Source organism: Terriglobus sp. ADX1, assembly GCF_036877645.1.
Classification (GTDB): Bacteria; Acidobacteriota; Terriglobia; order Terriglobales; family Acidobacteriaceae; genus Terriglobus.
Map to the genome: position 1 here is coordinate 36230 of NZ_JAEDXV010000027.1, position 19218 is coordinate 55447.

Annotated in this window: 23 protein-coding genes; 10 read left to right on the plus strand and 13 right to left on the minus strand. The window is 56.5% G+C overall.

Going from position 1 to position 19218, the window contains the following annotated elements; all coding sequences use genetic code 11:
• Positions 1 to 5: 5 nt before the first annotated feature.
• The 6 genes from JAO32_RS15935 to JAO32_RS15960 all read right to left on the minus strand — a co-directional run bounded on the left by JAO32_RS15935 (position 6) and on the right by JAO32_RS15960 (position 3892).
• Entirely contained in the window at positions 6 to 503 is a 498-nt protein-coding gene (locus tag JAO32_RS15935; RefSeq protein ID WP_334242188.1) for a hypothetical protein, read from the minus strand.
• Positions 503 to 1537, minus strand: coding sequence for a zinc-binding alcohol dehydrogenase family protein (locus tag JAO32_RS15940; RefSeq protein ID WP_334242190.1), 1035 nt, complete (start codon positions 1535 to 1537; stop codon positions 503 to 505). The genes JAO32_RS15935 and JAO32_RS15940 overlap by 1 nt, the downstream gene beginning before the upstream one ends.
• A gap of 31 nt (positions 1538 to 1568) precedes the next feature.
• On the minus strand, positions 1569 to 1907 hold the full coding sequence (locus JAO32_RS15945; RefSeq protein ID WP_334242192.1) for a phage holin family protein: 339 nt from the start codon (positions 1905 to 1907) through the stop codon (positions 1569 to 1571).
• Between the two features lie 48 nt (positions 1908 to 1955).
• Positions 1956 to 2288, minus strand: a complete 333-nt coding sequence (locus tag JAO32_RS15950; RefSeq protein WP_334242195.1) for an Hpt domain-containing protein — start codon at positions 2286 to 2288, stop codon at positions 1956 to 1958.
• A 3-nt stretch (positions 2289 to 2291) separates the two neighbouring features.
• A complete protein-coding gene (locus JAO32_RS15955) occupies positions 2292 to 2675 on the minus strand; it encodes a response regulator (RefSeq protein ID WP_334242197.1) in 384 nt (127 codons plus the stop codon).
• Positions 2676 to 2830: 155 nt separating this feature from the next.
• Entirely contained in the window at positions 2831 to 3892 is a 1062-nt protein-coding gene (locus JAO32_RS15960) for a 1,9-bis(guanidino)-5-aza-nonane synthase (RefSeq protein ID WP_334242199.1), read from the minus strand.
• 240 nt (positions 3893 to 4132) lie between these two features.
• Here JAO32_RS15960 and JAO32_RS15965 point away from each other — a divergent pair, with 240 nt between their 5' ends.
• Positions 4133 to 5380 carry a DUF2264 domain-containing protein gene (locus JAO32_RS15965; RefSeq protein WP_334242201.1) on the plus strand — a complete coding sequence of 416 codons (1248 nt, stop codon included), beginning with the start codon at positions 4133 to 4135 and terminating at the stop codon, positions 5378 to 5380.
• 1 nt (position 5381) lies between these two features.
• Here JAO32_RS15965 and JAO32_RS15970 read toward each other — a convergent pair whose 3' ends face one another.
• From JAO32_RS15970 to JAO32_RS15980, 3 genes are all read right to left on the minus strand, one after another.
• A complete protein-coding gene (locus JAO32_RS15970; RefSeq protein WP_334242204.1) occupies positions 5382 to 6839 on the minus strand; it encodes a GH1 family beta-glucosidase in 1458 nt (485 codons plus the stop codon).
• A gap of 328 nt (positions 6840 to 7167) precedes the next feature.
• Positions 7168 to 7359, minus strand: a complete 192-nt coding sequence (locus JAO32_RS15975) for a helix-turn-helix transcriptional regulator (RefSeq protein WP_334242205.1) — start codon at positions 7357 to 7359, stop codon at positions 7168 to 7170.
• On the minus strand, positions 7352 to 7777 hold the full coding sequence (locus tag JAO32_RS15980) for a hypothetical protein (protein ID WP_334242207.1): 426 nt from the start codon (positions 7775 to 7777) through the stop codon (positions 7352 to 7354). The genes JAO32_RS15975 and JAO32_RS15980 overlap by 8 nt, the downstream gene beginning before the upstream one ends.
• Positions 7778 to 7933: 156 nt before the next feature.
• On the opposite strand from JAO32_RS15980, the gene JAO32_RS15985 reads away from it, so the two are divergent.
• A complete protein-coding gene (locus tag JAO32_RS15985; RefSeq protein ID WP_334242209.1) occupies positions 7934 to 9319 on the plus strand; it encodes a nicotinate phosphoribosyltransferase in 1386 nt (461 codons plus the stop codon).
• Here JAO32_RS15985 and JAO32_RS15990 read toward each other — a convergent pair whose 3' ends face one another.
• Positions 9320 to 9817: a DUF2062 domain-containing protein gene (locus JAO32_RS15990; protein ID WP_334242212.1), complete on the minus strand. Its 498-nt coding sequence runs from the start codon at positions 9815 to 9817 to the stop codon at positions 9320 to 9322.
• Positions 9818 to 9970: 153 nt separating this feature from the next.
• Here JAO32_RS15990 and JAO32_RS15995 point away from each other — a divergent pair, with 153 nt between their 5' ends.
• Positions 9971 to 10762, plus strand: a complete 792-nt coding sequence (locus JAO32_RS15995; protein WP_334242214.1) for a GNAT family N-acetyltransferase — start codon at positions 9971 to 9973, stop codon at positions 10760 to 10762.
• Positions 10759 to 11577: a lysophospholipid acyltransferase family protein gene (locus tag JAO32_RS16000; RefSeq protein WP_334242215.1), complete on the plus strand. Its 819-nt coding sequence runs from the start codon at positions 10759 to 10761 to the stop codon at positions 11575 to 11577. Before JAO32_RS15995 ends, JAO32_RS16000 begins: the two co-directional genes overlap by 4 nt.
• On the opposite strand, the gene udk is transcribed toward JAO32_RS16000, so the two are convergent.
• Together udk and JAO32_RS16010 are read right to left on the minus strand one after the other, a co-directional pair.
• The gene (gene udk / locus JAO32_RS16005; RefSeq protein ID WP_334242218.1) at positions 11495 to 12139 is read right to left on the minus strand and encodes a uridine kinase; all 645 of its coding nucleotides are present in this window, start codon (positions 12137 to 12139) and stop codon (positions 11495 to 11497) included. The genes JAO32_RS16000 and udk overlap by 83 nt on opposite strands.
• The gene (locus JAO32_RS16010) at positions 12136 to 12987 is read right to left on the minus strand and encodes a purine-nucleoside phosphorylase (RefSeq protein ID WP_334242220.1); all 852 of its coding nucleotides are present in this window, start codon (positions 12985 to 12987) and stop codon (positions 12136 to 12138) included. The genes udk and JAO32_RS16010 overlap by 4 nt, the downstream gene beginning before the upstream one ends.
• 165 nt (positions 12988 to 13152) lie before the next feature.
• On the opposite strand from JAO32_RS16010, the gene JAO32_RS16015 reads away from it, so the two are divergent.
• From JAO32_RS16015 to JAO32_RS16035, 5 genes are all read left to right on the plus strand, one after another.
• Entirely contained in the window at positions 13153 to 13605 is a 453-nt protein-coding gene (locus tag JAO32_RS16015) for a MaoC family dehydratase (RefSeq protein WP_334242223.1), read from the plus strand.
• Between the two features lie 66 nt (positions 13606 to 13671).
• On the plus strand, positions 13672 to 14718 hold the full coding sequence (locus JAO32_RS16020; protein WP_334242225.1) for an MBL fold metallo-hydrolase: 1047 nt from the start codon (positions 13672 to 13674) through the stop codon (positions 14716 to 14718).
• 70 nt (positions 14719 to 14788) lie between these two features.
• Entirely contained in the window at positions 14789 to 15280 is a 492-nt protein-coding gene (locus JAO32_RS16025; protein WP_334242226.1) for a hypothetical protein, read from the plus strand.
• Positions 15281 to 15318: 38 nt separating this feature from the next.
• Positions 15319 to 16197, plus strand: a complete 879-nt coding sequence (locus JAO32_RS16030) for a rhomboid family intramembrane serine protease (protein ID WP_334242228.1) — start codon at positions 15319 to 15321, stop codon at positions 16195 to 16197.
• Positions 16198 to 16265: 68 nt separating this feature from the next.
• Positions 16266 to 17039, plus strand: a complete 774-nt coding sequence (locus JAO32_RS16035) for a hypothetical protein (RefSeq protein WP_334242231.1) — start codon at positions 16266 to 16268, stop codon at positions 17037 to 17039.
• Between the two features lie 52 nt (positions 17040 to 17091).
• Here JAO32_RS16035 and bla read toward each other — a convergent pair whose 3' ends face one another.
• Positions 17092 to 17982, minus strand: coding sequence for a class A beta-lactamase (gene bla, locus JAO32_RS16040; RefSeq protein WP_334242233.1), 891 nt, complete (start codon positions 17980 to 17982; stop codon positions 17092 to 17094).
• Positions 17983 to 18080: 98 nt separating this feature from the next.
• On the opposite strand from bla, the gene JAO32_RS16045 reads away from it, so the two are divergent.
• Positions 18081 to 19106, plus strand: a complete 1026-nt coding sequence (locus JAO32_RS16045; RefSeq protein WP_334242235.1) for a YihY/virulence factor BrkB family protein — start codon at positions 18081 to 18083, stop codon at positions 19104 to 19106.
• Positions 19107 to 19218: the final 112 nt, after the last annotated feature.

Sequence of the window (19218 nt, forward strand, 5' to 3'; positions counted from 1 at the left end):
CGTGCTTACGATGTTGCCGCGGCTTTCTTCTTCGCGTCATGGCGTGCGGTCAGCATTACGAGCCCTTCCGTCACCAATAGCAGCGCGCCGGGAATCGCCAGGCGGGAGCCAATGGTGGATGGCCACAGCAATCGGTAGTCCTGAAAGACATCCATGGAGAAGAGGATCGATCCCACGACAAATAGAACGCTGCCAACCCAACGACGGAAGTGGCTCAGATTGCTTTCGCCTTTGTACGACTTTCCTGCAACTTCAAACAGCGGAGCTCCCACAAGCCCATGCGCGTCATACACGCGACAGCGAACCTGTGGATGCTCGTTCACATAGTTCTGCGCATATGCCTCTGCTTCGGCTACTGAGGCGAACACATCGCAGTATGGTGAACCGGTAAAGCCGTCCGGGAAGCTGGAGTAGTGCACGGCAAATTCGCTAGCTGCAAGGCGCTGATTCCATGACGAGGGCTGTACCGCTGGATCGAAAAGCGGCACGCGTTTACTCGTCATTACTCCCAGCCTTCCAGAACAATTTTGCCGATTGAGCGTCCACTCTCAATCCATGCATGCGCCATCTTCAGGTTCTGTGCATTGATCGTGCCATAGCTCTGCGTCATGGTGGTCTTCAGCGTGCCCAGATCCATCAGCTTACTGACTTCCGTAAGCGAGTCATGCTGGCGAAGGATATCCGGCGTCTCGTAGTAGCTGCGCGTGAACATGAACTCCCAACAGATGGATGCGCTCTTGCGCTTCAGCGGACGTGCATCCACGGGCTTTTGCGGATCGTCAATGATGGCGATCTTTCCCTGTGGGGCAAGCAGTTCAGCGATGCCGGGATAGTGCGTATCCGTGGCGGAAAGCAGGGCAATGTATTCCACTTCGCCAAGCCCCAGTTCCTGCATCTGCGTGCGGATGTCGCGATGATGGTCAATGACGTAATCCGCACCCATCTGTCGGCACCACTCGGTGGTCTCCGGGCGCGATGCTGTTGCAACAACGGTCAACGGTGTCATGTGCGACGCAATCTGCATCAGCATGGAGCCCACGCCGCCTGCCGCACCAATGATGAGGATCGATCCCTTGCGCGGTGCGCCGTAGCCAATGCGCCGCTGCTCCACACCAAAGCGGTCGAACAAAATCTCCCAGGCTGTCAGCGAAGTCAGTGGAAGTGCAGCTGCTTCCGCGAAGCTCAGTCGCTTTGGCTTGATCGCCACGATGCGTTCATCTACGGAATGAAACTGGGCATTGGCGCCCTGCCGGGCGATGCAACCCGAGTAGTAGACCTCGTCGCCCTTCTTAAACATGGAGGTCAGCTTGCCGGTGCCCACAACCACACCGGCGCAATCCCATCCCAGCACCTTGTACTCCTTGCCGGGGTCGGGCTTGGCGCTCTTGCGTTGCTTGATGTCGACAGGGTTCACGGAAATCGCCCGGACCTCTACCAACAGGTCACGGTCGCGCACTGTAGGCATCTCCAGTTCAATGTCCAGCAATGCGTCCGGGTCGTCGATGGGGAGGGGGGTGTGGTAGCCAACAGCCTTCATAGAACCGAGTCTACCGTGCCCCCGCCCGTCGTTACACGATGTAGGAAAGAAGAACGTTCACAATGGCAACGATCAGTGCGCAAAGAAATGCCGCCATAAAGTTCTTCACGGCAAACCCTCGCAGAAAACGCGACACGATGTAAATCATGATCGCGTCACAGATCAGGTACATCAAGCCGGGCAGCAGCCACGTGACAGGGAATGCTGCCACGCGGATCAGGAATCCCAACGTTGCGTTCAGCAGGCCGATCAGCACAGCCGCAATCAGCGCCGTGCCAAACGAATCGATCTCCACCGAAGGAAGGAGGTACGCCGCGATAACAAGCGAGAGCGCACTCAGGAGCCATACCAACAAAGCATGAAGAATCATGCCAGTAGGATTAGCACGAAACCACTATCGGTCGCCTCACTATTTTTATCAGCCTGTTTCTTCGCTCAGATGAGAGGCAAGAACGGCTGCGAGGGCGTTTACCTGCTCCTGCAGTCGCTCAGGCTGCGGAAGACCCTCGTGATCGAGAGTGTGTTCAACCGCGCGCGCGGTTTCCGTAGCACTGTGCAACCCGAACATGCCCAGTGAACCAGCCATTTTGTGCGCTGTGGAAAGGGCGTGCGCCCGCAGATCATCGTCCATGGTGCGGGTTGTGCTGAGTTGTTCTGCGGCACGCTGCAGTAGGGCCAGTCGCTCACGCGTTTGCGGCAGGTTTTTCTTCCAGATGGCGTCCAGCGCTGCCTGCATGGGGACTTCTGTCATGGCTTATGCGGCGAGGGTTTCCCAGTGCAGCACATCGGCAATTTGCTGCGCCAGCGTCATGGGATCGAAGGGTTTGAACAGGACCGCGGCTACACCCAGGTCAGAAAACCGCCGCTGATCCACGCCCTGCACTTTGGCCGTGAGAAGAATGACGGGGATGTTCGCCAATTCGGGAATCTTCTGCATTTCGCGAAAAGTGGTGGGGCCGTCCATCTCGGGCATCATCACGTCCATCAGGATGGCTTCCGGCTTTTCTGCCAGCGCCACGCGGATGCCAGCAGCACCGGAGTTCGCGGCGATCACTTCCCATCCTGCGGTTGCCTCCAGCGTGAGCGAGGCGACCTCCCGGATGTCGTCTTCATCGTCGATCAGCAGAATGCGATGCATCGTCGTAAATAATCTTACGGCTGGCAGAAGGCGTACGTCATGCAGCTTCTGTGGGATACCGAACTCTTGTTGTGTGGTTGAGTTGCAATCTGGGAATTAGGCAAATAAGAACGGCGACCCCGAAGGACCGCCGTTCGATTTCCCGTTTGGGATGCTTACGCCGTGACCGGCTCCAGCACCTGAGCGAAGGCCTTGCCCGTGCGGGCTGCGAACGCCTTCTTGTGGTACGCGTAGCCGGCAATCAGCGGCAGGGCGATCGTCGCCTCGCTGTATACCATCTGCTCCCACGTCAGGTCGACCTTGCCCCACGAAGAAGCTTCCTTCAGGGTCGAGCCGGAGAGAGCACCGTCGCGAGCGTCGGCAACCGTGATCTGGATCGCGTACTTGTGCATGGAAGCTTCCACTCCCAGAATGTCGGCAGCCACAACGATGTCCTGCGCGAAGTTCTTCGGAACGCCGCCGCCGATCATCAGCAGGCCGGTGGTCGGGTTCTGAATCTTCAGCTGCGTCAGTTCGTAGAAGTCCTTGCCGCTGTCGATGGAGCACATCGGCTTGCCCTGGCGAGCGTGCTGGTGAGCCACGATGCCGAAGCCGAACGAGCAGTCAGAGAATGCGGGGCAGAAGATCGGAATGTTCAGCTCATAGGCAGCCAGAACGATGGAGTCTTCGTTGCCGTTCTTGGGTGTGCGACCGTTCTCAGCCAGGTACTTGCCCATCTCCTTGATGAATTCACGCGAGGAGTATGCACCCGGCTTCATGCCGTTGATGATCTTCTCGGTCGTTTCATCGCAAATGCGCAGCTCTTCCTCATCGATGAACGTGTCATAGATGCGGTCGATCATCATCTCGCGCAGTTCGGCATCGCCCGCGCCGTACTTGTATTCTTCGCCGGCTACGTAATGCTTGAAGCCGAGGGCCTCAAAGAAGTCCTGGTCAACGATGTTTGCGCCGGTGGAGACAATTGCGTCCACCATGTTGTTGCGCAGCAGGTCAATGATGACCTGCTTCAGGCCCGCCGAGATCAGCGATCCGGCGAGGCAGAGGATGACGCCGCACTCGGTATCGCGCAGCATCATGTCGTAAATCGTGGCAGCGCGTGCAAGGTCGCGGGAAGAGTACGCCATGTGGTTCATGGCATCAACCAGTGCGACAACGTTGTGCTGCTTGATGTCGATGTGCTGGATCGGGTTCTGGAGGAGTTCCTGTTTCGTTGGCATAACGTCTACCAGTGTATCGCGTTTTCGCCAGTCGGGACGCGGGTTTTATGAAGATTTCGTGAGTAGAGAATTACTTCCTTTTTTCACCTTATTTTCGCTGTAAAAGCGTGTATTTTTGGCCTGCGGTATATCAATGAATCGTGAAGGCACGACTTCGCCCGCAAGGGCCTGTTGGATGCCTCAAGTGCAAGCACCCAAATGCACGCGGTAGGATGCTGCACACGAGGACAATAGCCAAAGATGAATCGCCGTAACTTTCTCGGAAACGCAACACTTGCCGCCATCGCGCCTGCATTCGCCAAAGCGCAGTCATCACAAGATGCTGCGATCTCAGCCAACACGCGCGAGCAATGGCTCAACTGGCTTGAGAAGGTTTCTGAGCCGGTCCTCTCTGCGCTTTCGAAACGGGAACTGCGTAAGACAATGCCGGTGGAAGCCGTCAAAGGCCATGAAGCAGAGCGCGCCATCGGCACACATCTTGAGGCACTCGGTCGATTGATGATGGGCCTCGCGCCGTGGCTGGAGCTCGATCCTTCGTCTGGGGAAAGCGCGCGTGAAACGAAACTGCGCGAACGCTATCGCGCCATGGCGAAGGAAGCGATCGCTTCCGCGGTTGATCCTGCGTCGCCGGATTACATGCGCTTCGGCGATTCGTCGCAGACGGTGGTCGATGCGTCCTTCCTCGCACTTGCCATGCTGCGTGCGCCGAAGCAGTTGATCGATACGATGTCTGCAAAGACGAAGCAGCAGGCAATCGCAGCGATGATTGCGGAACGCAAAGTCTTGACTGGCCTGAATAACTGGGTACTCTTCTCTGCGATGGATGAAGCGTTGCTCTTTCGCCTGGGCGCGGATTACGACAAGATGCGTGTTGCCTACGCGCTCAATTCGTTGCATAGCTGGTACAAAGGCGACGGCCTCTACGGCGATGGGCCAGACTTTCACGCGGACAACTACAACAGCTATGTCATGCAGCCATACCTGCTGATGCTGATGCAGACGCTTGGTGATGAAGCCACGGTGTGGAAGGCCATGCGGCCCGAGATTGAGAAGCACGCCACGCGCTATGCTGCGATTCAGGAGCGCATGATTGGACCGGACGGAACGTTCCCGGTACTTGGTCGTTCGATCACATATCGCGCTGGTGCATTTCAGTTACTCGCAGACGTTACGTTGCGTGGGCTGCTGGATGAGCATGTGAAACCAGCGCAAGTTCGTGGCGCCTTAACTGCAGTGCAGCATCGGACACTGGATGCAGCAGGCACGTTTGATAGCAAAGGCTGGTTGCAAATTGGTCTTGCCGGCCATCAACCATCGCTGGGCGAAACGTATATCTCCACCGGCAGCCTGTATCTGTGCAGTGCGGCATGGTTGCCATTGGGCCTGCCACACACGCATGCGTTCTGGGCGGACGCGGATGCCGCATGGACACAGAAGAAGGTGTGGGCGGGCGAAGATATGCCCGCCGACCACGCCATCACCGGATAACTTACAGTGCGTTTTTTGCGATTACGTTTTTATAGAAATCGCTGCTTAGTTTCGGCGTGCGTTTCTGTGTTTTGAAATCAACATAGGTAATGCCGAAGCGTTTGTCATAACCATCGGCCCACTCGTAGTTATCCAGCAGGCTCCACAGGAAGTAGCCCTTCACCGGAACGCCTTCACTTACTGCACGCTGCAAGTGCATCAGGTAGTTGCGCAGATACATGACGCGGTCCGTGTCATAAATGTGGCCGTCACCTGCGACCACATCGGCAGAGGAACAACCGTTCTCTGTAATGTAGATTTCGTTTACACCGAACACTTCATGCACCAGTTTCGGCGCCCAGTACAAAGCATCAGGGCCAATCGTTAGCCACGGGCTTTCCATGTGCGGATAGGAAGCCGGAGCGCCAACAATGTCGTAGCCAATCTCGTTGTTCACAGCGCGCGCATAGGTCGGCGTGTAGATGTTCAATCCCTGAAAATCCAGCGGTGAGCCAATGGCTTTCATCTCATCAGGAGTAAACTTCGGCGCATCAGCACCCAGCGTCTTCAGGTAATGATCGGTGTACTTGCCTGTGCGCATTACGGTCAGATAGCCAGCGTTCTGTTCCACCATCGCCTTGCGTGCTGCCGCTACCTGTTCGGGCGAGTCATACACAGGCACAATCGCCTGCAGATTTTCAGCCGCACCTACCTTTGCCTTTGGTGCTGCGGCACGTACTGCGCCTACGGCCAATCCGTGACCCAGAACAGCGTGATGACGTACCTGTGCCAGTTCACCGTGCGACAGTTTCAATCCGGGTGCATGGACACCGTTTCCATAACCGAGTTCCACGAATGTCCAGATCTCATTCATGGTCATGAAGTTTGAACAGAGATCGCTGAGCTTGCCTGCAGTGTAGCCAGCGTAGTCCGCGAATATTTTCGCCGTGTCATGGTTTCGCCATCCACCTTTGTCTTCCAGCGCCTGCGGCAGGTCCCAGTGATACAGCGTGCAGTACGGCTCAATGCCTGCGGCGTGCAGCGCTTCGCAGAACTTGCGATAGTGATCGACGCCTTTTTGATTTACTTGTCCACTACCTGTAGGAAAGATGCGCGACCATGCGATGGAAAAACGGCATGTCTTCAGGCCGAGGTCTTTCATCAGGGCAATGTCTTCCGGGTAGCGATGGTAGCTATCCGTCGACACGTCGCCCGTGTCGCCGTTGTGCGTTTTGCCCGCGGTATGGCTGAACGTATCCCATATGCTGGGGCCGCGTCCGTCTTCATTGACCGCACCTTCCACTTGATACGAAGCAGTTGCTGAACCCCATAGAAATCCCTTGGGGAAGGAAAGACCTGCAGCATGTGTTGTGGACTGTGGCTGTCCCATGTCTGCAAACAGACGAAGAGGAGAAGCGGATGCCGCAGCAAAGATGCCTGCGAGTTTTCCAAATCCACGGCGGGAGATACGGTACGGCATGGGAGAGGACCCCTTTCGGAAAAACTTCCTGGTGTCGATAGTAGACCCGCATTATGCCGTACCGTGTACTCCTGTTTTTAGAGCGGCAGCGGCGAGCTCTGGTCCATCGTGCAAGAGGTATGCGCATGCTGATGCGGAGTCTCTTGCGATGGCCTCATAAGCAACATGAGCGCCGCGAGAATCAGTGCAAGAGGAAGAGCATAGTCGCGAAAATGAAAGTTAGTGTTCATGGTGTCGTTGTCCTTTCAGAAAGTGTTTTGAAGACAAGAGGGGACAGGCGTGCAGTTATGCCACTGCCGCAGGATGATGTTGGAACGTGTTCGGGAACTTAGTCGGCGATGAAGATCGTTTCGATGGGCAGGCCGAAAAGCTTTGCAATGCGGAAGGCAAGCGGCAATGACGGATCATACTTGCCGGTTTCAATGGCATTCACGCTCTGCCGTGACACCTCAAGTTGTTCGGCGAGATATGCCTGCGACCATCCACGTTCCGCTCGAAGATCACGCAGATGGTTATTCATCTTCTCCTCCGCGATTCATCATGGAATGGATTGCCTGCACCAGGCCGACCGTGATCCAGAAGGCGATGAATTCCGTGAATGCGGGCAGTTGCGTATCCACGCCATAGCTGCGCAGAAAACCGGAGAAGACTGAAAGTGAAAGCGCGACACCTGTGGCCCACAGCAGGCTGCGCACAATCAGGTCACGTTGATATTCATCTCTTTCGTCTTTCAGATAGCGCGCCACAATGTACGCAAGGCAAAGAATTGGAATAGTGGGGAGGGCAGCGGCCAGGAACAGGTGCCAGCCTTTGGGATGCCAGTGGTTCACCATGACGCGCGATGACACAACCAGGCCAACGTACGACATCATCACTCCGAACGTCCCCTGTAGATAGCGGCGTTTCGCAGGACTTGTATTTCCAGAACAGAAGAGCATGTGTGATTTCTCCTTCACTCAATGCATCAAAGCGGCCGATCTCTGATGACAAGTAAACTTTACGTAAAGCTTACTTGTCATGTCAAGCGTGCTTGTCAAATTATTTTTCAAGTCGTTTGCGACCGTTCGCTGCTTGCTACCCTCTTAAAGACAGCCATGATCATCAACTTCTCTGAGCGCGCGCATAACCATAACTGGGACCTTGACCCCATCGTGCGTTCGCTGCTCGATACGGACTTCTACAAGCTGCTGATGCTCCAGTTCATCTGGAAGCACTTTCGCGATACGAACGTCTCCTTCAGCCTGAACAATCGCAATCACAAATTCCGTTTGGCGGAGATGATTCCGCGCGAGGCTGTCATCGCGCAGTTGGATCATGTGAAGAAACTGCGGTATCGCAAGAGCGAAATGATCTGGCTTGCGGGCAACACGTTTTATGGCACGCGTGGCATCTTTGAACCTACATTCCTTGAATGGCTTGAGAACGACTTTGCGCTCTGTGACTATCACCTGTCCGAGCGTGATGGTCAGTTTGAACTGAGCTTTGAAGGTTCGTGGATCAGTGTGACCATGTGGGAGATTTATGCGCTGTCTATCCTCAACGAACTGAAGACACGCGCTGCGTTGAAGGGCATGAGCGAGTTCGAACTCGACATTCTGTATGCGCGCGCAAAGACGCGTCTGTGGGGCAAGATCGAACAACTACGCGATGTGCCCGGTATTGCCGTCGCAGACTTCGGAACGCGCCGTCGCCATTCCTTCCTGTGGCAGGAGTTTGTAGTAGAGGCGATGCACTCCGAGTTGGGTGCTGCATTCACCGGCACCAGCAATACATTCCTGGCTTACAAGCACGACATGGAAGCCATCGGTACCAATGCGCATGAGTTGCCGATGGCGCTTGCAGCGATGGCAACGAACGATGAGGAACTGAAGGAATCGCAATATCGCATTCTGGAACTTTGGCAGCAGACGTATCACGGCGCATTGCGGGTAATGTTGCCGGATACCTATGGCACAACACAGTTCCTGCAACACGCACCGGACTGGGTTGCCGACTGGACTGGTCAGCGTGTGGATTCGAAGGATCCATTTGTTGCAGGCGATGAGTACATTACGTGGCTTGCATCGCGTGGCAAAGATCCTAAGACGAAGCTGCTGATTGCGAGCGACGGTCTTGATGTGCAGACGATACTCAGTTTGCATGCGTATTTTTCTGGAACTATTGCACCTGGTGTTAGCGTGCGTGACTTCCGTAGCGCAGCAGATTTCTTGGATACCCGCAAATGGCGTCTGGATCGGCGCATCCGCTTCTCTGCAGGTTGGGGAACTTTGTTAACCAATGACTTTCGCGACTGTCATCCGCGCAGCGAAGACGCGTTGGAACCCATCTCGCTGGTCTGCAAACTGACATCGGCAAACGGACGTCCGTCTGTGAAGCTTTCCGATAATTACGAAAAGGCAAGCGGTCCGCCGGACCTGGTCGAACATTATCGCGAGGTCTTCGGCCTTGCCGGGATCAGCCGCATTCCGGTTGTGGTGTAGTTAAACCGCCGTGCGCGGCTTACGTGTGGCGCGCTCCAGAATGCGCGTTAGCAGCATCGCAAGTGTTGGCGTTAAGACGGCAGCCATGACAGCCCACAGCACCAGTGCATGCCACTCCCACGTCCACAGCGTGCGCAGCAGATCAAGCGGATGTGTTTTCACCATCTGCAATATCTCTGATGGCTGCAGTGGCAGCGGTCCCATGCCAAACACGAGTGACCCAGCCTGAAGAAAAGGCAGTAACAGAAGAATCTGAAATGGATAGGCGCTATGCGTGCCAAGCTGCGATGCGGGATGGTTCAGGCGAAACAGATGCGAGACGGCAATCGTCAGCACCGTCGTGGAACCAATCACCGGATTAATGCCGATGATGAAGCCAATCGTCAGGCTCCATGCCAGTCGCTTTGGAGAGGCTCCTCGGCGAAGCAGCCGGACCACGGGCGAAACAATGGTTCGCCGAAGCCATGAGTGCCGCACATCCTGAGCAACTGTAATCACCTGCGTCAGACTACAGGAAATGACAACGGGGCGTGATTCATCGTTGGCTCACACAGGTGTTCCCGTACTTTTACATTCTGTTCCCGAACTGTTCTCACAGCCGCGCCACACTCGACGCAGTACGTCAAAGAACGCTGCACTGCCGGAGCCGCTATGTCGACCAGTGTCCTTGTATCTCCTGTCTCCGCGTATCCGCTTTCAGCGGTCGATACCTCATCCCCAGTCATTGCAGAGTTTGGCGCTTACCGCGCGCGCCTTGCAGCCACAGTAGACGACCGCCTTGCCGCATATCGACTTCGCTTCCTCGTGTTTAACGTGGAGTTGAATGAAGGTCTTGCATCGTCGTATGCCACAGGCTATGACACGGATCAGTTTGACGATGTCTGCGACCATCTGATCGTCGAGCATGCAGGAACAGGCGAAGTCATTGGCACATATCGCCTGCAGAGTGGCGACGTCGCTGCGCAGTATTTTGGCTATTACTCTGAACAGGAATTTGATTTCTCGCCCTACGAAGAAATGCGTTCCAACGTGCTGGAACTGGGCCGTGCCTGCGTGCATCGCGATCATCGCTCGCCCGAGGTTTTGAACCTGCTGTGGAAGGGCATCATGCGCTATGCGAAGGCGCGTGGATTGCGCTACCTCATGGGCTGCTGCTCGCTTACATCGCAGTGTGCGGAAGAAGGCACGGCAGTGTTTCGTGCGCTGGAACCGTATCTGATTGAGTCTTCATTGATGACGGTTCCCACCAAGGCGTTTGCCATGGCGATGCGCGACGGTGTGGAAACCATGCAGGAGCCGCCGCGCTTGTTGCGTGCGTATCTGGCGGTGGGTGCGCGCATCTGCTCCACACCGGCGATTGATTGCAGCTTCGGCACGATCGACTTCCTCACATTGCTCGATCTGGAGACGATGCATCCCCGCATTGCAAGGCGTTATCTGTGAGGCGACAGCTTTACTCCATCCCAACAGCATGTGTTCGGCTTACCTGCTTGTTCGCCATGTTGTTTGGCATGTGGATCGAAAGTACCGTTCGACCTCTGCGCACCACGCGTGAACGCGCATGCTGGTCGCAGAGATGGGCGCAACGCATTCTGCGCTTTCTGCATTGTCCTGTGCAGCCGCGTGGCGCGCTGCCGTCCCGCGGTCTTATTGCCGCAAATCACATCAGCTATATGGACGTGTTGGTGCTGGCTGCTCTTACGCCGACTATCTTTGTTGCGAAAGCAGAAGTGCGGCGCTGGCCCTTGATTGGATTGTTGTGTGAGCGGGCAGGCGTACTGTTTCTCGATCGCACTTCCATCCGTGCTGCCGCTGCAGCAAATCGAACCATTGCAGAAGTTTTGCGCAGTGGCCAGTCCGTCGTTGTCTTCCCCGAGGGAACAACATCGGCAGGCGAAACCATACTGCCGATGTATGCTGCGTTGTTTCAGTCCCCATTGGACTGCAACGAGCCGATCATTCCCACATGGATTACCTATGGCGACGCCGCGCAGCGCGAACGCATTGCCTACTGGGGTGACATGACCCTCATGCCGCACCTGCTACAGCTCATGCGGTTGCGTTCCATGGACGACGTATCTGTACAGTTCCGCACCACTGGCATTCCTGCGCGGCATCGCACGCAGGCCGCAGAGATGTGCCGTGTGGTGTGGCAGCAGATGATGGAAAAGCGTGTCAGGCCTGCGACAGGAGATTGCGGCGACGCAGCTCCGACAGCACCACTTCAATCGACCAGTCCAGCGCTTCTGTCCCTTTGACAGTGAGGTCAGAGACATCTCGGCTGGGGAGCACATACTCGTCGGCCATCGGGCGTGCGTACCGCTCGAACTGCTCGCGGACGCTCTCTTCTGTGCGTCCCCGTTCGCGCGTATCGCGATAGATGCGTCGTGTCAGGCAGACTTCGTGCGGAGCATCGACGTACACGGTCAGGTCATACAGCGGCTTCAGATCAACGTAGTGCAGCGCCAGAATGCCTTCCACGATGATGAAGGGCTGCGGCTCCAGGTGATCCGTTACATCCTTCACGCGCGAGTGCGTGCTGAAGTCGTAGTTGGGCCGATCAATGGATTGGTTCTGACGAAGCTGTTCCACATGCCGCACGATCAGGTCGTGCTCCAGCGACTCCGGATGATCGAAGTTGTAGTGATCGCGTTCTTCACGCGATAGGTGAGCCAGATCGCGATAGTAGAAGTCCAGCGGAAACAGCACCGCGTCCAACTGCGATGCCAGTTCGCGTGCCAGTGTCGTCTTGCCGCTGCCAGAGCATCCACCCACGCCCAGCACCACCGGCTTTATCGCGCTGCCGGAAGAATGGCTCATGCTGCTATGACCGCCTTGGGAACAATTGCTGTCAGCAGGGCAGAGAAGCGTTTGGCTGCATGTTTTCCATGCTCCATCACTTCGCTGTGATCGATGGATTCGTTGCTGACACCTGCTGCGGCGTTGGTCACCAGCGACAGTCCGAGCACTGCCATGCCCATGTGCCGTGCCACAATCACCTCATGCACGGTGCTCATGCCGACCAGATCTGCGCCTAGCGTGCGGAATGCACGAATTTCTGCGGGTGTTTCGTAGCTCGGTCCCAGCACAGCAATGTACACACCGGTCTGCATCGACCAACCGTGTTGTTGCGCCGTCTCCTGGGCCAGTTGCAGCAGACGCGGCGTGTACGCCGTGGTCATATCAAAGAAGCGCAGGCCGCTGCCCTGCGTTACGGCAAAGCGAGGTTCGTTGCGTCCCAGTGCAGCGTTCGTGCCGGTCAGGTTGATGTGATCGGAGATGCCCACGATCGATCCTGGTGCAAAGTCTGCACGGATGCCGCCAGCGGCATTCGTCACAATCAGCGTCTCCACGCCCATCAGGCCAAGAACGCGGGCAGGAAAGGTCACCTCATCCATCCGATAACCTTCATAGGCATGCACGCGACCCTGCATCACGGCTACCGGCACACCGGCAATCGTTCCCAACACCATGCGTCCCGAGTGGCCTTCCACGGTCGATTGCGGAAAGTGCGGAATCTCGGAATAGGGAACAGCAACGGCGTCTTCCACACTGTTGGCAAAATCGCCCAGACCAGAGCCCAGGATGATGCCAAGTTTCGGACGATACTTTGTCTGTGCCAGAAGATGGTCGGCGGCGGAACGTGCGTGCGTGTAGAGGTCACTCATAGGAAAACGGGCAAAATGCCTTCACTAGTGAATCACAATCTGCGAAGAAGGCGGCAGGTGACCGGATACCGCCCGTGGAACCGTTACAAGCATCGCCTTTGATAGACTTCGGCTCTTATAAAGAGAAGACAGAATTCCGCGGCACCTGAGGGGGACAGTTCCACCATGGCAGACGAACTCTACTTTGAAGATTTTCACCTTGGCCAGAAGTTTGAATCCAAGGGCAGCGTGAAAATCACGGCACGCGAGATTACAGAGTTCGCTGAAAAGTACGATCCCCAGCCCTTCCATCTGGACGAAGCCGCCGGCAAGAGCACGTTCTTCAAGGGACAGGCTGCCTCTGGATGGCTTACTGCTGCTGTTGTCATGCGCATGCGTGTGGACACCATTAAGGTCCACGGCGGCATGATCGGCGCAGGCGTGGAAGAGATCCGCTGGACGGAACCGGTTCGTCCCGGCGACTCGCTACATACAGAGACGGAAGTCATCGGCCTGCGTGCGTCCAAGAATCGTCCGGAACTGGGTTTAGTGACGATTTACACCAACACCTTCAACCAGCGCGGCGAGATCGTGATGAAGAGCACCGTGAAGTTCCTGGCGCCCTTGCGGAATGCGTAACGAGTGACCTGAATCAACCTAGTTACTACCTCGTAATCCACGTTACGAACCAGTAAACTAGCGTTCATGATGCGGATGACGGTTCTCGCCTCGGGGTCTAAAGGCAACAGCGCCGTGATTGCGTCGTCGCGAACGCGCATCCTGGTGGATGCGGGGCTTTCCTGCCGCGAATTGATGCGCCGGATGAAGCACTCCGGCGAAGACCCTTATGCGCTGAACGCCGTTATCATCACGCACGAGCACGCGGACCACGTCTCAGGGCTTCCGGTATTAGCGCGTAAGTTAAACATTCCCGTCTACTTTACGGAAGCGACGCACCGCGCCTGGGTGCGGCAGATGACCCCGCGTACCACCATGAGCTACAAGCAGTGGTTGGAGAAGACGCGTCTTGAGAAAGAAGCGCGACTGGAGGCGCAGGCTTTAGCGCACCAGATTGCTGCCTCATCGCAGGAAGACCGTCCAGACGACCATTTTTTCGCCTCGGATATCGACGTGGATGCCGTTGACGCCACCACGGACCCGGAAGCGGCATTACAGGCTGCCGCAGTCGCGGATTTGTGTGAAGACCTGCCAGCGGAAACTAAGACCAGCCTTCGCGACAATCCCTCGTATCTGCCTGCTGTGGAGTACTTTGAGGCCGGGAAGCGCCTCTGCATCGGCGATATCGACGTTCTGCCTTTCACCATTCCGCATGATGCGGCAGACCCCTGTGGATTTGTCTTTGAAGGAGAAGGGTTACGCTTCGGGTTCGCAACCGATCTTGGTTATGTTCCGCAGAATGTGAAGCTTGCGCTAAAGAAATGCGATGTTCTGCTGCTGGAATCGAATCACGATCTGGAGATGTTGCGCGACGGACCATACCCCTGGAGCGTCAAACAGAGAGTGTTGTCACGAGTGGGGCATTTGTCGAATGCCGCAGCGGCGGAATTTCTCACACGCGATTATGACGGCGGCGCCCATGCGATCATCCTGGCGCACCTTTCCGAGAGCAACAATATGCCGGAATTAGCCCGTCTGGCCGCGGAGCAGGCGTTGGGGAATCACCCCAGCCTCCTCGGAAATCGAATTTTACTTGCAGATCAGGCTGCACCGATGGAACCTCTGGTTATGTAAAGCGTAAGACAAAGTATTGAATCACTACTGGATTTCCTTGCGTCTGAACAACTAGAATGGATATGAACCCATGATGAATACCGAACCTAAATCCTATGTGCACGACCTCCGCACACACGGATTCGCTGCGGCCATGCTGGGCAGCGAAGACGGCTGCGAGGACCAGGTTGTGGGAGACATCCTCTCCGGGTGGCGGTACGACCTTTCGTCAGTCTCGCCTGAAGTTCGTGGCGTTTATGAAGATCACTTGCACCAGTGCTGGCACTGCCGCGCACGTCAGCGTCTTCATCGCACGATCGATGTAGTTCTGCTTTCTGTCTTTACGCTCTCAGCTTTTGCGTTTCTGTTGGCAACCATGGTGATCCACCGCGGCCCCTGGGCTCAGGTGACCTTTGCCGAGCTTCACATGCACCACCTTTCCATGGCACTTACCACGCAGACCATTGCGGTTGCGGGGCTTCTGCTGTCTGTGCTGATGTGGATTCTGGTGGCCATTGCTACGCCGGCACCGGGTCTGATCTCGCATACTGTTCAACAGCGCCGCCGCGAACGCGTGCTCTAAAACTCCAATCCCCCTAACGCCGCACCGCGAACGCTGCGATGTCTCTCGAATCTTCTCCGGATTTTGACGCCCCCCGCTACGGTTCTCCGGCGGACGATGTGCAACGGGAAGATGCAGCGCTGCAGAATGCGGCAGCGCGTCGCTCCATGGGCAGCCGCGTGCCGCGGTTTCGGCAGGCCCCCGCAACGTACGTCCTACTCGGCATCAATATCGTCGTGTACCTGTGGATGGTGCTTCACGGCGTGGATCCCATCTCGCCTGATCCGGATGCGCTGGTTCATTTCGGCGCTACGTATGCGCCACTGGTCTTCCTGAACCATGAATGGTTTCGTGTGGTTACGGCCATGTTTGTGCATGTAGGCGCGCTGCATCTTGCCACCAACATGTGGTGCTTGTGGAATCTGGGCGTCATTGGCGAGCCTCTATTGGGCTTCTTCGGCCTCTGCTCGGTCTACCTGCTCACCGGCATCTCCGGCAATCTGCTCTCGCTCACCTTTAACGGGCACGGAGGAGTTGTAGGTGCTGGCGCCTCAGGAGCGGTCTTCGGCATAGCGGGCATCCTGATCGTGCTGTTCTCAAACAAGAAGCTGGCAGAACCGCGGCCGGGTTTCCGTGGCATTCCGTTGCAGGATCTGCATGCCATCCGACGCTCCGTGATCTCCTTCGCCGTGCTGAATCTCCTGATCGGTATGGGGTCGATGTCCGGAGCGCTGATGCACAGCGTCCATTTGGATGGTCTACGGATCGATAATTTTGCCCATATTGGCGGACTGCTCTTCGGATTGCTGCTGGGGCTGCCGCTTGTACCGCGGATGACCAGTGGCCGACAGGCTTATCTCAGCCGTCAGAAGGTCACCTTTGCCGGAGCCCTGCTTGCGCTGGCGCTCTACGGCTACTTCTTGTCAAACCTGCAGTAGAACTAGGCTTGCTCTGTGTATCTCCACTGCTGGTGGAGGTTCTGCGGTAATCTGCTTGCGATATGGGCATGTTCAATACTCCTGCTTCCAGTGGTTCCGGGAATGATGTTCCTGAGAGCAAAGGGCCTTCCATTAAGAAACTGATTTTGTGGTTTACCCTGCTGTTGGTGGTGGTGGCTGCGGTGCGTGTATATCTGATCTGGCGCACGCGTCATGAGGCCGATAAGCCTGTTGCTACTGTAGAAGAGAGCTACAGTGCGGACGAGATGGTGCTGCCGCGTAAGTTGCACCAGACCGATCTGAAGGATGCGCGTGAGTTGAATGGCAAGCGTATCTGGGTCTATGCAGCCGGGCAGTTGAATGCGTATCCTGCGACGGCTGCACACATGGACTATGCGCATGCGGGGCCGCTGTTGCTGGGGGCGGAGCCTCTGGAAGTGGTGAATTTCATTGAGCAGAAGGCGCCTGCGTCGGTGTACAGCCGTGTGCCCAAGGGCGATGCGCAGGTGATCATGCTGTTCCATCGCAAGGATGATCCTGAAAAGTTATGGGGCACTCCAGTAGGAGATCGCGAGGGCAAGTTTTATAACTTCTTCCTCGATGAATGCTTCTTCTACGACGATCCGCATGAGTTGTACAAGCACTGGAAGCCTGAGGTGTGGAAGGCCGTAGATGAACATCGCGTGGAGAAGGGCATGAATGAGTTGCAGACCGATCTGGCGCTGGGACAGGTGAGCAAGCCGGGGCCGGGACAGGTGGGCGATCGCACCGTGTTGTTTGATAACGACGGCAAGCCGGTGAGTGTGACATTTGTGAAGGACAAAGCGGTCAGTATTAACTAGTGGCTGTGCAGGAACAAGAAAAGAGGCGGGCTCAATGCCTGCCTCTTTTGCATTAGCCGAAGAGGATAGCTTCCCGAACGTAGCGGCCAATCTCTGCAATCATGTCTCCGCGTTTTGTCTCCGGGCCGGGGCATTGTGTGATGTAGCAGGTGACGATGACTGGTGCCCTGTGGATGGGCCACAAAACAGCAATGTCGTTGGTGGTGTGTTCGCCGTTGGAGCCGGTCTTGTCTGCTGCACGCCAGCCTTCCGGCATGTTCTTGCGCAGGCGTTCCAGGCCGGTGAGGCTGTTCTCCATCCACTCGGTAATCTGGCGGCGCGATGCGGGCTTGAGTGTATTTCCCAGAAGAATGCGTTGCAGGTTCTTTGCCATGGCAGTGGGCGTGGTGGTGTCGCGCGGGTCGCCGTCGATGCTGGAATTCAAGTCCGGTTCGTTGCGATCGAGTCGCGTAAATTCGTCGCCAATGGAGCGCGCAAATGCTGTGATGGCCGGCGGGCCACCAATGGCGTCCAGAAGAACATTCGCGGCGGTGTTATCGCTCTGGTTGAGGATGGCGTTGCACAGAGCGGCGACAGACATGGTTGCGCCTGCGTGTGGCTCCGTCAGAGGTGAGTGACCCACCAATGGCTTATTCGGGATAGGCAGTACGTCACCAAGCGATTGTTTGCTGTCATCCACGCGTTTGAGAACTGTGGCTGCCAATAAGAATTTGAAGGTGGAACACATGGGGAAGCGCTGGTCTTCACGATGACCTGCGAATTTACCGGTGTCCGTATCCAGCGCGTAGACACCAATGCGGCCACCGCTGGTCGCTTCAAGAGCTGCAACCTGCTGCGGGAGGCGCTGAAAGATATTGTGAGGCTTATCTGCACGGGCTTGTCCAAGCGCCAACGATGTCGCGGCGAGGGTGGAGTTGGAGAGGAAGCGTCGGCGGGTGAGCATGTATTCATTCATGCGGATTCGCGGATGTGGAAACAAGTCCTTTCGCAATGGCTTGCACCTCGTTGGTCAAGAGCGCATCCTTTAGGCATGCACCGGGTTTGTTGCATGCAGAGGAGATAACGCTGGTCCCAACAGACTCAGAGGATATTGACCGGACGACACGGCGCACGAATCGCGCCGCAGCGGCTGTGCTGCATCATGCGCGTTCTGCGCACCGTCATGCCATGGAAATGGGTGCGGACCTGGGCAATGAGGGCCTGCGTTTCACGGACAAGGTACGTCTGGCGTACTGGAACGCCTTTCAGCATGACTGCCTGAACACGGCCAAGGCGACGGCATATTCCGCGATCTTTGCCATCTTTCCCATGATTGCGGTTCTGGCTGCGCTGATTGCGCTGGTGCCCTACACAGGGCCGCTGCGTTCACAGATTGAGATCTTTGCCGTCCGCGTTTTGCCGGAGAGCGTGTGGCCGCTGTTTTCCGGGTTTTTCAACACCACGCACAGCAAGCCGCAATCGACCACTGTGCTGCTGGGCGCGATGTTCGTCAGCATTGGTGGCGCGGCGGGTGTTCTAGCCACGCTGATGGAAGGATTTCGTCGCGCGTATGGTCTCACGGAAACCTGCTGGGGCTCGGGGTGGCGCGGGCAGATGAAGCGGCAGTTGCAGTCGTACCTGATGGTGCCGATTGCAGCCCTGCCGATGGCCATAGCCAGCATGCTGGTGATCTTCGGACATTACGGCTTGCTGGGGCTGATGCGGTACTCGCCCACGGGTTGGGACACGGGACTGTACTGGACCGCGAACGCTGTTCGTTGGGTGGCATCGTTGAGCGCAACGGCTGCTGTGCTTGCAGTGATTTACCGGTTTGGAATCCCGGTGCGTCCAAGCTGGCGCGAGGTAATGCCGGGAGCGGCGTTTGCCACAGCAACATGGTTTGTCTCGACGGTTGCGTTTGGCTTCTATGTCACACGATTCGCGCATTATTCAAGGGTGTATGGATCGCTGGGAACGGGCGTGGTGCTGCTGGTATGGCTGTTTCTGACGTCGTTGACCGTACTGTGCGGCGCAGAGTTGAATGCGGAGCTGGCTCGAGATGCCGGACCCACAGTTTTCGACATCTGAGTCTGTGTATGAATTTTTGAACAGCACAGAGAGCGCGCCGAGAGTGAGCGATATTCGCCCCGGTTTGCCGGAATCCGTATAGTTACCGATAATGCGAGAGGCCCCATGCACA